Source organism: Marinomonas sp. HM11-D, assembly GCF_057626615.1.
Window position 1 is genome coordinate 148,406 of the sequence record NZ_JBMMKT010000007.1, and the last position, 14,705, is coordinate 163,110.

Sequence of the window (14,705 nt, forward strand, 5' to 3'; positions counted from 1 at the left end):
TGTTGTTTCTAAAGTAAGTGAACAAACCAATGTCTGTAATGGTATTTGGCGATAAGTCATTGGACTTATCGCTTCCTCGCGTTATGGGGATCTTAAACGTCACCCCTGATTCTTTTTCCGATGGCGGTCAACACAACAACTTTGATGATGCCATGCGCCAAGTAGAGCGCATGATCGCAGATGGTGCCGACTTTATTGATGTAGGCGGCGAATCCACTCGTCCAGGCGCGGCGGTGGTGGGCGAACAGGAAGAATTGGATCGTGTATTGCCTGTGGTGGAAGCCATCAAACAGCGTTTTGACACCATTGTCTCGGTCGATACCAGTACCCCATCAGTGATCACTGGTTCAGCGCAATTGGGGGCAGGCTTTATCAATGATGTGCGTTCCCTTGAACGTGACGGTGCCTTAGCGGCAACAGCGGCGACAGGCTTGCCGGTGTGCTTAATGCATATGCGCGGCACACCGCAGAATATGCAAGACGCTCCGTCTTACGAAGATTTGATTGAAGACGTTGAGCAGTACTTGCTGGCGCGTATTGCAGCCTGTGTCGGTGCTGGCATCAAAAAAGACAACATTATCTTGGATCCGGGTATCGGCTTTGGCAAAACCCTAGTCCATAATACGACCCTACTTAAACACACAGAGCGTCTGTTGAATTTAGGTCATGAAGTGCTGATTGGTGTGTCTCGTAAAACCATGATCGGCGATATCCTAGGTGTGCCTGTATCTGAACGTTTATACGGCACCATGGGCGCGAATGCTTCGACCTATTTAAAAGGCGCGCGCATTTTCCGTGTACACGATGTGAAGCCACATGTGGATATGTTGAAAGTGATGCATCAAATAGAAGAGAGCCGTAATGCGTAAATATTTTGGTACCGATGGTATTCGCGGTGAAGTGGGCAAGGGGCCGATTACACCTGAGTTTATGCTCAAACTAGGCTGGGCTGCGGGCCAAGTCTTCAAAGAGCAGGATAAGAAAATTCTGATTGGTAAAGATACGCGTATTTCCGGCTACATGTTCGAGTCAGCATTGGAATCGGGCATAGTAGCGGCGGGTGCGGACGTGCGTCTGGTAGGCCCGATGCCGACACCTGCGATTGCGTACTTAACTCGTACCTTCCGTGCCAGTGCCGGTATTGTGATCAGTGCCTCACACAACCCGTACACCGATAACGGTATTAAATTCTTCTCCGCTCAGGGCGGCAAATTGTCTGATGAGATGGAAGAGAAGATCGAATATTACCTAGACCAGCCGATGCAAGTGGTCGACTCAAGCCTAATTGGTCGTGCCAAGCGTATCGACGATGCGGCTGGGCGTTACATTGAATACTGTAAAGGTACCTTCCCAATTGGTTTGCAGTTGTCAGGTCTGAAAATCGTGGTCGATTGTGCCGATGGTGCGACGTACCACGTGGCGCCGCGTGTGTTCTCTGAACTAGGCGCGGAAGTCATTGCTATTGGTGTTAACCCAGATGGTTTGAACATCAACGAAGACAGTGGTGCTACTAAGCCGGAGTTACTCCGCAAAAACGTGTTAGCGGAGCAAGCGGACATCGGTATTGCCCTAGATGGCGACGGTGACCGTCTGATCCTGGTGGATCGTAACGGTAAAGTCTGTGATGGCGATGATGTTCTCTACATCATAGCGAACCACTTGATGGACACGGGTCGCTTTAACGGTGGTGTCGTGGGTACGCTAATGAGTAACTTTGGTCTTGAGTTGGCGTTTTCTGAAAATGGCATCGGCTTTAGTCGTGCTAAAGTAGGTGACCGTTACGTTAACGAAAAACTGATTCAGCATGGCTGGGTGTTGGGTGGCGAGCCTTCGGGTCACATCGTTTGCCGCGACATCACCACGACGGGTGACGGTATTATCGCCGCACTACAAGTGTTGCGTGCCATGGTGGAAGAGGGTAAAGCGCTGCATGAGTTACTTGCCGGCTTAATCAAGTTTCCACAGAAGTTGAAAAACGTTCGTGTAGCCCAGCGTTTCGCACCGGCAGAAGAGCCTGCTTTGCAAAAAGCCATCGCCATGGCCAATGAAAAGCTCAACGGTCTTGGTCGAGTTTTGTTGCGTGCTTCGGGTACGGAACCACTGATTCGCGTGATGGTCGAAGGCCGTGATCAAGAAATGGTGGACGAATTAGTCGACTATTTGGCTGCCGAAGTAGAGCAGGTTGCGCTACAGAAGAGTCAGCAATTGGCTGATTCTTAACTTAAAAATCAGTAATTAGCGCTTGATATGGGCTGGACAATTGCCTAAAATGAGCGCCTCTAAATTAGGGGTATCACTATGACACGTCGCAAGATAGTCGCAGGTAACTGGAAAATGAATGGCTCTGCTGAGTCCGTAGTTGAACTGGTTAAAGGCCTAAACGCCTGTGATACCGTTGATGTGGTGGTGGCGCCAACATTCGTATACTTGCCGTTAGTCGCACAACAATTGGTGGATTCACCGATTAAGTTGGCAGCGCAAAACGTGTCGGAATACACGTCAGGCGCTTACACCGGAGAAGTAAGCTTGTCTATGTTACAAGACTTCTCCGTGTCTCATGTGATTTTGGGACACTCTGAGCGTCGTGCTCTGTTTGCAGAAACAGATGCTCAGGTGGCGAAGAAAGTCGCAGCAACTATCGCTGCTGGCCTAACGCCAATCCTATGCGTCGGTGAAACACTAGAACAACGCGAAGCAGGTACCACTCTTGAAGTGTGTAATGCTCAGGTTGATGCAGTGTTGAACGAAATCGGCGTAGAGTTGTTCGAGAAAGTTGTAGTTGCCTACGAGCCTGTTTGGGCGATCGGTACGGGTAAGTCTGCAACATCAGAACAAGCTCAAGAAGTACATAAAGGTATTCGAGATAACATTGCCACTCAGTCGGCTGAAATTGCGCAAAAAATCGCTATTTTGTACGGCGGCAGTGTTAAAGCATCTAACAGCGCAGAGCTATTTGCTCAGGCTGATATCGATGGCGCTCTTGTTGGGGGTGCATCACTGGATGCTCAAGAATTTAATTCGATCATAGAATCTGCGAAGTAGAAAAATGGAAGCTTTAGTTTTAGTTGTTCATGTATTAGCTGCTGTTGCTATCATCGGGTTGGTATTGATTCAGCAAGGTAAAGGCGCTGATGCAGGTGCTTCCTTTGGTGGTGGCGCATCACAAACAGTGTTCGGTAGCCAAGGTGGCGGTAGCTTCTTCGGTAAATTAACAGCTGTTTTTGCCCTTGTATTCTTTTTGACTAGCTTTGGCTTAGCGTTTTTCGCAAGCGAGCAAGCAAAAACTGTGAACGGCGGTTTGGATTTCGTACCAAGCGCGTCACAAGTGGAAGAAACTGTGGAAATGCCAGCGATTGATACAGCCGCTGAAGAATCTGCAGCGAACCAGGATATCCCTACAGTAGAGTAACGCTCTACAAAAAAATGCCGATGTGGTGGAATTGGTAGACACGCCATCTTGAGGGGGTGGTGGCCTACGGCTGTGCCGGTTCGAGTCCGGCCATCGGCACCATTTCTTGAGAAGGGCGCATTGTTGTAGTACAATGTGCCCCTCGTTGACGCGGGATGGAGCAGTCTGGTAGCTCGTCGGGCTCATAACCCGAAGGTCGTCGGTTCAAATCCGGCTCCCGCAACCAACCTAGTCTTATTATGTTCACATAATGAGATTAAGGTCTGAGAAGATCTTATAGTTTGGATGGCCCCTTTATGGGGTTTTTTGCTATCTGAACTACTGTTAAATGGGCCGCGAGCCCGTTTTTTGTTTCTACGCTTTTTATCGGAGAAGTCATTTGTCTACTAAGTTCACACAACTAGAAGAGCTTATCAGGCCCGTTGTTGAAGGTTTGGGCTTTGAATTTTGGGGGCTCGAATACATTTCTCAAGGCAAGGATTCTGTTCTACGTGTCTTTATAGAAACAGATGCCGAGAAAGGAATTGATGTAGAAGATTGTGCATCCGTCAGTCGCCAAGTGAGCGCGATTATGGATGTAGAAGACCCTATTTCTGGCGAATACCACCTAGAGGTGTCATCACCTGGTTTGGATCGCCCATTATTTGAACTCAGTCAGTACCAACGTTTTATTGGTTCTGTTGTGTCATTACGCCTGCGTGTGCCGTTTGATGGTCGCCGCAAATTTAAAGGTCAGCTCACCGGCATTGAAGGTGATGAAGTGGTGCTGCTCGTAGATAGCGAAGAGTACTTGCTGCCAATCGAGTTGATTGAAAAAGCAAACATTGTTCCTCAGTTTTAATTTATTCAACCTTTGAGAGAGGCTAAAAGGATGAGCAAAGAAATTCTTTTGGTAGTAGAAGCGGTATCCAACGAAAAAGATGTACCAAAACAGGTAATTTTTGAGGCCGTAGAAACTGCATTAGCAAGCGCTGCAAAACGTCGTTTTGAAGGCGAAGTAAAAGTACGTGTATCCATCGATCAACGTACAGGTGATTACAAAACATACCGTCAGTGGGACATCGTCGCAGACGAAGATTACTCTGCTCCAGATTCAGAATTAACCACTGATGACATGGAAGAGATGGGTCTAAACATCGCGGCTGGTGAGATCTACGAAGAAGAAATCGAATCAGAAGAATTTGGCCGTATCGCGGCGCAAACTGCTAAGCAAGTAATCGTACAAAAAGTACGTGAAGCAGAGCGTGCGAAAATGGTTGCTCAGTACAGCGACAAAGTAGGCAAACTAGTTCACGGTCAAGTGAAAAAAGTGACCCGTGACAGCCTAATCATCGACCTAGGTGAAAACGCTGAAGCATCTTTGCCAAAAGACGCCCTAATCAACCGCGAAACCTTCCGTCTAAACGATCGTATTCGTGCGTTGCTACAAGAAATTCGTGAAGACAACCGTGGTTCACAGTTGGTGCTTTCACGTACTTCTCCAGAATTCATGGTGGAACTGTTCCGTCTTGAAGTACCTGAAATCGCAGAAGAAGTGATCGAAATCCGTGGCGCAGCCCGTGATCCAGGTTTACGTGCGAAGATTGCTGTGAAAACCAGCGACCGTCGTATTGATCCTATCGGTGCTTGTGTCGGTATGCGTGGCGCACGTGTACAAGCCGTTTCTAACGAAATGAACGGTGAGCGTGTTGATATCGTGCTTTGGGATGACAACCCAGCACAGCTAGTAATCAACGCAATGGCTCCTGCAGAAGTAGACTCAATCGTAATTGACGAAGACTCTCACTCTATGGACGTAGCAGTGAAGAGTGACAACCTTGCTCAAGCGATTGGTCGTAACGGTCAAAACGTTCGTCTGGCGTCAGCTCTAACTGGCTGGACTCTAAACGTAATGACAGCGGAAGATGCGCAAGCGAAACAACAAGAAGAATCACAAAAGCTGATTGATCTATTTGTGACTGCTTTGGACATCGACGACGACCTAGCAATCCAGCTAGCCGAAGAAGGCTTTGCAACCATTGAAGAAGTTGCATATGTGCCGATGGAAGAGATGCTAGACATCGACGGATTTGATGAAGATTTGGTAAACGAACTACGTACTCGTGCCAAAGAAGCGCTATTGAACCAAGCACTGCAAGCAGAAGAGCAGCTTGAAAGTGCGAAGCCAGCACAAGATTTGTTGGAAATGGAAGGCATGGATAACCACCTAGCCTTGGTTCTAGCGTCGAAAGGCGTTGTAACGATGGAAGATTTGGCAGAGCAATCAGTTGACGAGTTAATTGAGATTGATGGCATGGATGAAGAGCGTGCCGCAGCACTAATTTTGACAGCGCGTGCACCATGGTTTGCTGAATCTGAATAAAATCTGAGTAAAAAGGGGGAACTTAATGACAGTTCAAACCGTTAAGATATTATCCGAACTGGTGAACACACCAGTCGAGAAACTATTAACTCAGATGAAAGATGCTGGTCTGCCTCATAAGAGCGCAGACCAAGAAGTGTCTGATGTTGAGAAACAAGTACTGTTAAACTACCTTAAGCGTCAGCATGGCGACTCAGGTGAAGCCGAAGGTGAGCAACGCATTACCCTTCAGCGTCGCACTAAGAGCACGCTTTCAGCAGGGGCTGGTAACAAGACTGTTAACGTTGCGGTTAAGAAAAAACGCACTTACGTGAAGCGCACAGATGTCGATGAAGAGCTACAACGCCAGCAAGAAGTGCTAGCAGAGCAGCGCGCGGCAGAAGAGCAAGCACGTATCGAGGCTGAGAAAGCTCGCGAAGAGGCGGCAAAACTTGAAGCCGAACAGGCAGCTAAGGCAAAAGCCGAAGCTGAAGAACTAGCTCGTAAAGACGCTGAACGCCAACAACAAGAGCGTGCAGCAGCAGACCGAGCAGCACAGCAAACGGAGCCAAACGACTCCGATATGGGAGCGGATAAACTCGTGGAAAATTCGAAAGAGACCAAAACCAATCGTAAGGTTTCTCAAGCAGCTGGTGAAGCCAAAAGCGGACCAGCACCGAAAGGTAAGAAAGCTGCACCTAAGCAACAAAACGATCGTAAAGATGACAAGCCACGTGGCCGTGCGGACCAGAAGCGTTCCGGCCGTATTTCTATGAATGACGACGATGAGTTTTCTCGTCGCGGTGGCAAGCGCAAGCTTAAGAAACCAGCGAAACAAGAGCACGGCTTCCAGAAGCCAACGGCTCCGATCATTCACGAAGTAGCATTGCCTGAAAGTATCACGGTTGCAGAATTGGCTGACAAAATGGCCATCAAAGCGGCTGAAGTGATCAAGGTGATGTTCAAGATGGGCGCGATGGCGACCATCAACCAAACGATCGACCGTGACACAGCAACCCTAGTGGTTGAAGAAATGGGTCACAAAGTTAAGTACATCGATGAAAACGCCCTAGAGAACGACATGATCGACTCTATCGATTACGAAGGTGAAGCGATCAAGCGTGCACCAGTTGTAACGGTAATGGGTCACGTTGACCACGGTAAAACATCGCTACTTGACTACATCCGTACAACACGCGTTGCTGCTGGCGAGTCTGGCGGTATCACGCAGCACATTGGTGCTTACCATGTAGAAACTGACCACGGTATGGTCAGCTTCCTTGACACACCTGGACACGCGGCGTTTACAGCAATGCGTGCACGTGGTGCGCAAGCGACGGACATCGTAATCCTAGTGTGTGCGGCAGACGACGGCGTAATGCCGCAAACCATTGAAGCGATCCAGCACTCTCGTGCAGCGGGCGTACCAATGGTGGTTGCGATCACTAAGGTTGATAAAGAAGCGGCTGACATCGACCGCGTTAAGAACGAACTAGTAGCACAAGAAGTCGTGCCTGAAGAATGGGGCGGTGACGTTCAATTCGTAGGTGTTTCTGCTAAGTCTGGTCAAGGTATCGACGAGCTTCTAGAAGCGGTGCTTCTGCAAGCAGAAGTACTTGAACTAACTGCGGTACCAAGCGCTCCAGGTAAAGGTGTAGTGGTTGAATCTCGCCTAGACCGTGGTCGTGGTTCAGTGGCAACGGTTCTAGTACAGAACGGTACCCTGAAGAAAGGTGACATCGTACTAGCGGGCCTACAAATGGGCCGTGTTCGTGCGTTGTTGGATGAGAACGGTAAGACAGTTGAGTCTGCTGGTCCATCTATCCCAGTTGAGATCCTAGGTCTTGACGGTACGCCTGATGCGGGTGAAGAGTTCATCGTAGTTGCCGACGAGCGTAAAGCCCGTGAAGTTGCGAACTTCCGTCAAGGTAAATACCGTGAAGTACGTTTCGCACGTCAGCACTCTGCTAAGCTTGAAAACCTATTCTCTGGCATGGGCCAAGAAGAAGTGGGCACGCTGAACATCGTATTGAAAGCCGACGTTCGTGGTTCTTTGGAAGCCTTGACTAAGTCTTTGACTGACCTAAGTACTGACGAAGTAAAAGTAAACGTAGTATCGAGCGGTGTCGGTGGTATCACTGAAACTGACGCGACCCTAGCGCTTGCTTCAAACGCGGTAATCTTCGGTTTCAACGTACGTGCGGACAACTCTGCGAAGCAGTTCATCGAACGTGAAAACGTAGACCTACGTTACTACAGCGTCATCTACAACATCATCGACGATGTGAAACAAGCGCTTTCAGGTATGTTGACGCCAGATCTACGTGAAGAAATCGTAGGTACGGCAGAAGTACGTGACGTATTCCGTTCGCCTAAGTTCGGTCTAGTAGCAGGTTGTATGGTGCTTGAAGGTACGGTTTACCGTAACGAGAAAATCCGTGTCCTACGTGACAACGTGGTAATCTTCGAAGGTGAACTAGAATCTCTACGTCGCTTCAAAGACGCTGTTAACGAAGTCCGTCAAGGTATGGAATGTGGTATCGGCGTTAAGAACTACAACGACGTGAAAGAAGGCGATAAGATCGAGGTCTTCAAGACTATCGAAGTCGCTCGTACACTTTAATACAGGGATACATAATGGCAGGCGAATTCAGTCGTACTAGTCGTATCGGTGACCAGCTCCAAAAGGAGCTGGCATCCCTAATACAATTTGAAGTGAAAGACCCACGTCTGGGTATGGTAACGATCAACGAAGTACGCGTTGCAAAAGATCTAGGGTATGCGGATGTTTACTACACCGTGCTAGGCCTTGATGACAACGCGGAGCGCTTGGCTGAAAACCAAGCGGCACTGGAAAGTGCGAAAAACTTCTTGCGTTCCCGTCTTGCGAAAGAAGTGAAGCTGCGCATCATGCCGCACCTACGTTTCCACTACGATAACAGCGTAGTAAACGGTGCTCGCATGTCAGCGTTGATTGACGAAGCTGTTCGCAAGGACCAGAAACAAGACTCAAACGAAGAGTAAGCGATTACCATGGGTAAAACGCAATGGCGCGCCATTGATGGCGTCGTGCTTTTAAACAAACCTCTGGGTCTGAGCTCTAATCAAGCGTTACAAAAAGTTCGCCGTGTGTTCCGTGCTGCCAAAGCCGGACACACGGGGGCACTTGACCCACTTGCCACTGGCATGCTGCCGCTGTGTTTAGGCGAAGCGACCAAATTCTCGCAATTCCTGCTCGACGCTGATAAGCGCTACATCACCTGTATTGAACTGGGTATTCGTACCACCACAGGCGATAAAGAAGGCGATATCCTCACCAACGAAACCGTGCCCCAGCTTTCTGATGACGAATTAGAAACGCTATTAAACCGTTTCCGTGGCGAGATCGAGCAAGTACCACCGATGTACTCTGCGTTGAAACACGAAGGCAAGCCTTTGTACGAATACGCACGCCAAGGCATCACCATTGAGCGTAAACGCCGTAAAGTGTTTATCTCAAACTTGCAGGTACTAGAGCGCACAGAAAACACCCTAACTTTGGACATTAGCTGTTCCAAAGGCACTTATATCCGCACCATTGGTGAAGATATCGGTGAAGCCATGGGCTGTGGCGCGCATCTTAAAACCCTGCATCGGGTGTCGACGGCGGGTTACGATCCGGCGGACATGCTGACCATCGAAGATTTTGAAGCCCTTGCCGAACAAGGTGAAGACATCCTCGATCAACAGCTAATGGGCTCGGATACCGCCGTGTTGCATTTGCCGGAAGTTGTCATGTCAGTGCAAGAATCCCAAGATATAGTGTTTGGTAGATTGCTGAACGACACACGTGGTTTCGACGAAGGTCAATTGCTACGCCTATACGTGGAAGGCACACGTGCTTTCATGGGCTTAGGCGAAGTGAAAAAAGGCAAAATTAAGCCACATCGAATAGTAAATACGAGTGAGTTAGCGAAAAAATAGTGCTAGAATACTCGGCCCTAGGGTAACTGAAAATATGCTCGGCTATCCTGGACATTTTCATAGCATATTAATTGGAGATAAAGATTATGGCATTGTCTGCAGAACAAAAAGCAGCATTGGTTGCTGAGTTTCAAGTAAAAGAAGGCGATACTGGTTCACCAGAAGTTCAAGTTGCATTGCTAACTAAGAACATCGAAGGTCTACAAGATCACTTCAAAGATCACAAAGGCGATCACCATTCTCGTCGCGGTCTAATTCGCATGGTAAACCAGCGCCGTAAATTGCTGGACTACCTAAAGCGTAAAGACGCTGCACGTTACACTAGCTTGATCAAAAAGCTAGGTCTACGTCGCTAAGACAGAGAAAGGGCCATATAATATGGCCCTTTTTTCTTTATAGGCCTCCCAAGGGACAGCCTGTACTTCAAATGTGTTTTGCGGCCCGATCAAGAGCTGAAAGAGTTAAGAATACATTTGAGTACTGGCTACTAAAGATTGTCTTTGGGAGAAAGTTACAAAAAATAAGTTAAAGGAATACGAGTGAGTATTACGACTAAAACTTTCCAATACGGAAATCAAGAAGTTACCCTAGAAACAGGCCGTATCGCACGTCAAGCGACAGGTGCTGTTCTATGTACAATGGGCGATGCACAGGTTCTTGCAACAGTAGTAGGCGCGAAGAGCGCAAACGCTGGTCAAGACTTCTTCCCACTGTCTGTACACTACCAAGAGCGTACTTACGCGGTTGGTAAAATCCCAGGTGGTTTCCTAAAACGTGAAGGCCGTCCTTCAGAAAAAGAAACCCTAACGTCTCGTCTAATCGACCGTCCAATTCGTCCACTGTTCCCGAAAGGCTTCATGAACGAAGTACAAGTTGTTTGTACTGTAATGTCGACGAACACTAACCTAGACGCTGACATCCCAGCAATGCTTGCGACTTCTGCAGCACTGGCGATCTCTGGTATCCCATTCAACGGCCCAATCGGTGCAGCACGTGTTGGCTTCAACGATGAGTCTGGCTACGTTCTTAACCCACTAAACTCTGAGCTAGCAGAATCTCTACTAGACATGGTGGTTGCGGGTACTAAAGACGCCGTACTAATGGTTGAGTCTGAAGCACAAGAGCTGACTGAAGACGAAATGCTAGGTGCGGTGCTTTACGCACACAAAGAAATGCAAACTGCTGTTCAAGCGATCAACGAATTTGCCGCAGAAGCTGGCAAACCACGTTGGGACTGGGCGCCAGAAGCGACTAACGAAGAACTGAAAGCAGCGGTAGCTTCTGGCTTCGCAGCGCAAATCGAAGAAGCGTACACGATCTCTGACAAGATGGCTCGTTACGCGAAACTAGGTGAAGTTCGTGCCGCAGCGATCGCAGCGCTAGTAACAGAAGAAGGTGCTTTCTCTGAAGCTGACGTAGCCGGTGCATTCGGTAAGCTTGAGAAAAACATCGTTCGTCGTCGCGTCATCGACGGCAAGCCACGTATCGACGGCCGTGACAACAGCACTGTTCGTCCAATCGCGGTTGAAGTAGGCATGTTGAAGAAAACTCACGGTTCTGCTTTGTTCACACGTGGTGAAACACAAGCCATCGCTACTTGTACACTAGGTACAAGCCGTGACGCTCAGATCGCTGACGGTCTAGCGGGCGAATCGAAAGACAGCTTCATGCTGCACTACAACTTCCCTCCTTACTCTGTAGGTGAGTGTGGTCGTATGGGCGGTGTAGGTCGTCGTGAAATCGGTCACGGTCGTCTAGCACGCCGTGGTGTACAAGCGGTGCTTCCTTCAGAAGACGAATTCCCATACACAATCCGCGTAGTATCTGAGATCACTGAATCGAACGGTTCAAGCTCAATGGCGTCTGTGTGTGGTGCGTCTCTATCTATGATGGACGCTGGTGTTCCTCTTAAAGCGCCAGTTGCGGGTATCGCAATGGGTCTTGTTAAAGAAGACGACGGCTTCGCAGTCCTAACTGACATCCTAGGTGACGAAGACCACCTAGGTGACATGGACTTCAAAGTAGCGGGTACTGAAGAAGGTATCACAGCGCTACAGATGGACATCAAGATCGAAGGTATCAACGAAGAGATCATGGACATCGCCCTAACTCAAGCGATGGAAGCACGTAAGCACATCCTACGTGAAATGGCTCAAGTCATTGGCTACGCTCGTCCAGAAGTATCTCCGAATGCACCATCTATGGCGACATTCAAGATTGATCCTGAGAAGATCCGTGAAGTTATCGGTAAAGGCGGTGCAACAATCCGTTCTATCACTGAAGACACTGGCGCTTCTATCGACCTAGACGACGACGGTACTGTACGTATCTACGCGCCAGATAAATCAGCATCTGATGCGGCAATGCTACGTATCCATGAAATCACTGCAGAAGCAGAAGTAGACAAACTTTACCAAGGTAAAGTTGTTCGCCTAGCTGAATTCGGTGCCTTCGTGAACATCCTTCCAGGCAAAGACGGCCTAGTACACATCTCTCAGATCGCTGAAGAGCGCATCCGTGCAGTAGCTGACGTACTAGAAGAAGGCCAAGACGTAATCGTTAAGGTTCTTGACGTAGACGCTCGTGGTCGTATCAAGCTATCTATCAAAGAAGTAACAGAAGAAGAAAAAGCAGCATTCGTAGCTGGCTAATCTTAACTTCGCGTTAACTTCCTAAAAGGAGCACCTCGGTGCTCCTTTTTTATTGCCGATAGACAAGGGGTCAGACCCCTTGCTTATAAAGATCAGCTGATCGTCGCCAACAATATCGGTGTAAAAGGGCTCTGACCCCTTAACTGCCGAAGCTGCTATTCTCCAGCAAACTAGCCCTTGTGGGAGGGGCATCCTTGCCCCGATTTCATCGGTTTGGGATTTGCATATCTGAAGCAAATCGCAGTTTTGTAGGACCGCGGTTCCCGCGGGAATGGATATCGCAGTTTTGAAATAGATCGTCAGGGCTGCAGGTCTTCCAACCTCGGCCTCCCAACCCGCTTTGCGGCTCCCTCCCATGCAATTCAATTTGCTTGCGCACATCTCCGGTCGTTCCTCCCTTCGACCGTCAGCGCAAATCAAACGCATGGGATTGAGCTAAATAGTAAGGCCTAATATTTGCTCAAATTCTGAGCATGCAATAAAATGAATCTGTACCAATATTGGTACTTAAGGTGAGAGGTGGAAAATGCCCAATGTACATATTGGTTCATCATTCGATGATTTTTTAGAAGAAACAGGCGCATTAGCGGAAACCAATGCCGTTGCGATAAAACGCGTGATTGCTTGGGAAATCCAGAAAAAGATTGAACTTGAGCACATATCTAAAAGCACCATGGCTAAGCGCATGAACACAAGCCGTTCAGCATTAGATCGCCTGCTTGATCCGAACAACACCTCGGTGACATTACATACCCTTGATAACGCTGCAAAAGCCTTGGGCAAAACACTTAAAATTGAGCTAGCTTAATTTGTACGAGCCGATTGTATTCGGCGATTGGTCTCGCATATTTGAAGTAGATCGCAGAGGTTGCGGGCTTTCCAGCTTTGATTGCGCACATCTCCGGTCGTTCCTCCCTTCGACCGTCAGCGCAAATCAAACTCATGGAATGAAGCATGAAGAATTTTTAAAACAATAAATTATTCATTGTATTCTAAGCATAGGCTGGTCTATTCCGTTAGACCAAAATTTGCTTTCTTAGAAAGCATTTAATCTAGAAATAGGGAGTTACGACTAGACTTTGAAAAATTGTTTAATAGCGTAAATGTAACGCGTCACGATTTTTGGCATCATTTGGTGCAATATTTGTCAAAGTCCAATAATTTAGAATGTGAAACTAGGCTCCAGAAACAGCCTAGTCAACCATTAGCCTATATTCCATTTCAATAACTGCTTTAGTCAAGGCAACTAAAACTGCCGCCTCTTCAAAGGTTGTCTTTGTTTCTTCAAGATGGCCATGACCTGCGTTATTTTCATTACCTCGTAATACGAATAGCTTTTTACAGGCTTCCTTAATCTCTTTTGGAAGATTGCTTGACTGTTCGAAGTCACGAAAATGAAAGGTAGATTTACCTCTTTTTTCAGGACTTTGAGTAATAACTTTGCCTAGAACTTCGACTGCAGATCCCACTGCGTGAAGTGCTGCGCCAACATCTCGCTCCTCCATTGCTCGATCCATACGGTTAATTTGGAGTTTAATGCTGGAGTGAAATCTATCAGTAAAAGATGTTGTATTTTGTTTATTGAAAGCCTGAACATCTTTGAAGACTTCACAGTCTAAATAATGAGTTTCGTGAAGATACATCCATCTAGACCTCCAGCTATTTTGAAGCCCTTCTCTTTCCATCAGTCTATGTCCATGCTCACGATCACCATCATCAATATATTTGAGCAAGTTATCCGAATAGTAATGCATAAACTTAAATACAACTTCAGGGCAAGCCCTGTACATGCTATCAATACCACCAAACTCTCCTAGCATTGCAGTGGTTTTATCTTCTTCCAATTCAGCTAGCATCTGATTATCAGTCCAATATTGTAAGGCCGCCTGATCTTCCTCCTTCGAGATTCCTGCAATCATACGAGCCTCCATAAGCAAAGAAGTTGTTTCCCAATACCTTGGGCATTTTTTATGGTGTGCATAAGGGCATTTAGCTGGTACGCCAGCTTCTTCGCTTTTCTGAATGTACCAATCTCTATCTGGAATTATGGTTTGCGTCATTGCTGCTTTTCTCCTTGAAAGTTGAACTAAGTACTTTTTTTTAGGAGTGTACTCAAATCTGCTCCAGCCAAACAGGCGAACTAAGGCAAAGAATGGGATTGCGTTGATGGCAGGGCATAGCTGTCAGTGAAGTGGTAATAAGCCACCTAACTTAAAAAGAGACCATTCACTAAGCCTTTCTAAGTCTCAAAAACAAACCAGTTTCATGAAGAACTGGTTTTATACGCTGAGTTAAACAATCGTGGGCAGATGTAAATTTATCAGTGATAAAGTAGGTAGAT

13 protein-coding genes and 2 tRNA genes are annotated in these 14,705 nt (G+C 47.5%); 14 read left to right on the top strand and 1 reads right to left on the bottom strand.

What is annotated here, in order from left to right; all coding sequences use genetic code 11:
- Positions 1-29 precede the first annotated feature (29 nt).
- From folP to ACOSVP_RS11885, 14 genes are all read left to right on the top strand, one after another.
- Entirely contained in the window at positions 30-869 is an 840-nt protein-coding gene (gene folP / locus ACOSVP_RS11820; RefSeq protein WP_487347711.1) for a dihydropteroate synthase, read from the top strand.
- Positions 862-2,220, top strand: coding sequence for a phosphoglucosamine mutase (gene glmM / locus ACOSVP_RS11825; RefSeq protein WP_487347712.1), 1,359 nt, complete (start codon positions 862-864; stop codon positions 2,218-2,220). The genes folP and glmM overlap by 8 nt, the downstream gene beginning before the upstream one ends.
- A 78-nt stretch (positions 2,221-2,298) precedes the next feature.
- Positions 2,299-3,042, top strand: coding sequence for a triose-phosphate isomerase (gene tpiA / locus ACOSVP_RS11830; protein WP_487347713.1), 744 nt, complete (start codon positions 2,299-2,301; stop codon positions 3,040-3,042).
- Positions 3,043-3,046: 4 nt separating this feature from the next.
- Entirely contained in the window at positions 3,047-3,409 is a 363-nt protein-coding gene (gene secG / locus ACOSVP_RS11835) for a preprotein translocase subunit SecG (protein ID WP_487347714.1), read from the top strand.
- Positions 3,410-3,425: 16 nt separating this feature from the next.
- Positions 3,426-3,511 (top strand) — tRNA-Leu (locus tag ACOSVP_RS11840).
- 47 nt (positions 3,512-3,558) lie between these two features.
- A tRNA-Met gene (locus tag ACOSVP_RS11845) sits at positions 3,559-3,635 on the top strand.
- Between the two features lie 153 nt (positions 3,636-3,788).
- Positions 3,789-4,250: a ribosome maturation factor RimP gene (gene rimP, locus ACOSVP_RS11850; protein ID WP_487347715.1), complete on the top strand. Its 462-nt coding sequence runs from the start codon at positions 3,789-3,791 to the stop codon at positions 4,248-4,250.
- Positions 4,251-4,280: 30 nt separating this feature from the next.
- Positions 4,281-5,771 (top strand): transcription termination factor NusA, encoded by a 1,491-nt coding sequence (nusA, locus tag ACOSVP_RS11855; protein ID WP_487347716.1) that lies wholly within the window; start codon positions 4,281-4,283, stop codon positions 5,769-5,771.
- 25 nt (positions 5,772-5,796) lie between these two features.
- Positions 5,797-8,373: a translation initiation factor IF-2 gene (infB, locus tag ACOSVP_RS11860; protein WP_487347717.1), complete on the top strand. Its 2,577-nt coding sequence runs from the start codon at positions 5,797-5,799 to the stop codon at positions 8,371-8,373.
- A 14-nt stretch (positions 8,374-8,387) separates the two neighbouring features.
- Positions 8,388-8,774, top strand: coding sequence for a 30S ribosome-binding factor RbfA (gene rbfA, locus ACOSVP_RS11865; protein ID WP_055463873.1), 387 nt, complete (start codon positions 8,388-8,390; stop codon positions 8,772-8,774).
- A gap of 9 nt (positions 8,775-8,783) precedes the next feature.
- Positions 8,784-9,713, top strand: a complete 930-nt coding sequence (gene truB, locus ACOSVP_RS11870; protein ID WP_487347718.1) for a tRNA pseudouridine(55) synthase TruB — start codon at positions 8,784-8,786, stop codon at positions 9,711-9,713.
- A gap of 86 nt (positions 9,714-9,799) precedes the next feature.
- Positions 9,800-10,069: a 30S ribosomal protein S15 gene (gene rpsO, locus ACOSVP_RS11875; RefSeq protein WP_487347719.1), complete on the top strand. Its 270-nt coding sequence runs from the start codon at positions 9,800-9,802 to the stop codon at positions 10,067-10,069.
- Positions 10,070-10,252: 183 nt separating this feature from the next.
- Entirely contained in the window at positions 10,253-12,364 is a 2,112-nt protein-coding gene (gene pnp, locus ACOSVP_RS11880) for a polyribonucleotide nucleotidyltransferase (RefSeq protein ID WP_487347720.1), read from the top strand.
- Positions 12,365-12,890: 526 nt separating this feature from the next.
- Positions 12,891-13,172, top strand: a complete 282-nt coding sequence (locus ACOSVP_RS11885; protein ID WP_487347721.1) for a helix-turn-helix domain-containing protein — start codon at positions 12,891-12,893, stop codon at positions 13,170-13,172.
- 385 nt (positions 13,173-13,557) lie between these two features.
- Here ACOSVP_RS11885 and ACOSVP_RS11890 read toward each other — a convergent pair whose 3' ends face one another.
- Positions 13,558-14,424, bottom strand: coding sequence for a hypothetical protein (locus tag ACOSVP_RS11890; protein WP_487347722.1), 867 nt, complete (start codon positions 14,422-14,424; stop codon positions 13,558-13,560).
- Positions 14,425-14,705: the final 281 nt, after the last annotated feature.

Bases quoted from the DNA above. Each gene is read 5' to 3' on its own strand.
- tpiA (WP_487347713.1), top strand. From the start codon at position 2,299: ATGACACGTCGCAAGATAGTCGCAGGTAACTGGAAAATGAATGGCTCT.
- truB (WP_487347718.1), top strand. From the start codon at position 8,784: ATGGGTAAAACGCAATGGCGCGCCATTGATGGCGTCGTGCTTTTAAAC.
- ACOSVP_RS11890 (WP_487347722.1), bottom strand. From the start codon at position 14,424: ATGACGCAAACCATAATTCCAGATAGAGATTGGTACATTCAGAAAAGC.
- folP (WP_487347711.1), top strand. From the start codon at position 30: ATGTCTGTAATGGTATTTGGCGATAAGTCATTGGACTTATCGCTTCCT.
- rpsO (WP_487347719.1), top strand. From the start codon at position 9,800: ATGGCATTGTCTGCAGAACAAAAAGCAGCATTGGTTGCTGAGTTTCAA.
- infB (WP_487347717.1), top strand. From the start codon at position 5,797: ATGACAGTTCAAACCGTTAAGATATTATCCGAACTGGTGAACACACCA.
- secG (WP_487347714.1), top strand. From the start codon at position 3,047: ATGGAAGCTTTAGTTTTAGTTGTTCATGTATTAGCTGCTGTTGCTATC.
- ACOSVP_RS11885 (WP_487347721.1), top strand. From the start codon at position 12,891: ATGCCCAATGTACATATTGGTTCATCATTCGATGATTTTTTAGAAGAA.
- rbfA (WP_055463873.1), top strand. From the start codon at position 8,388: ATGGCAGGCGAATTCAGTCGTACTAGTCGTATCGGTGACCAGCTCCAA.
- glmM (WP_487347712.1), top strand. From the start codon at position 862: ATGCGTAAATATTTTGGTACCGATGGTATTCGCGGTGAAGTGGGCAAG.
- nusA (WP_487347716.1), top strand. From the start codon at position 4,281: ATGAGCAAAGAAATTCTTTTGGTAGTAGAAGCGGTATCCAACGAAAAA.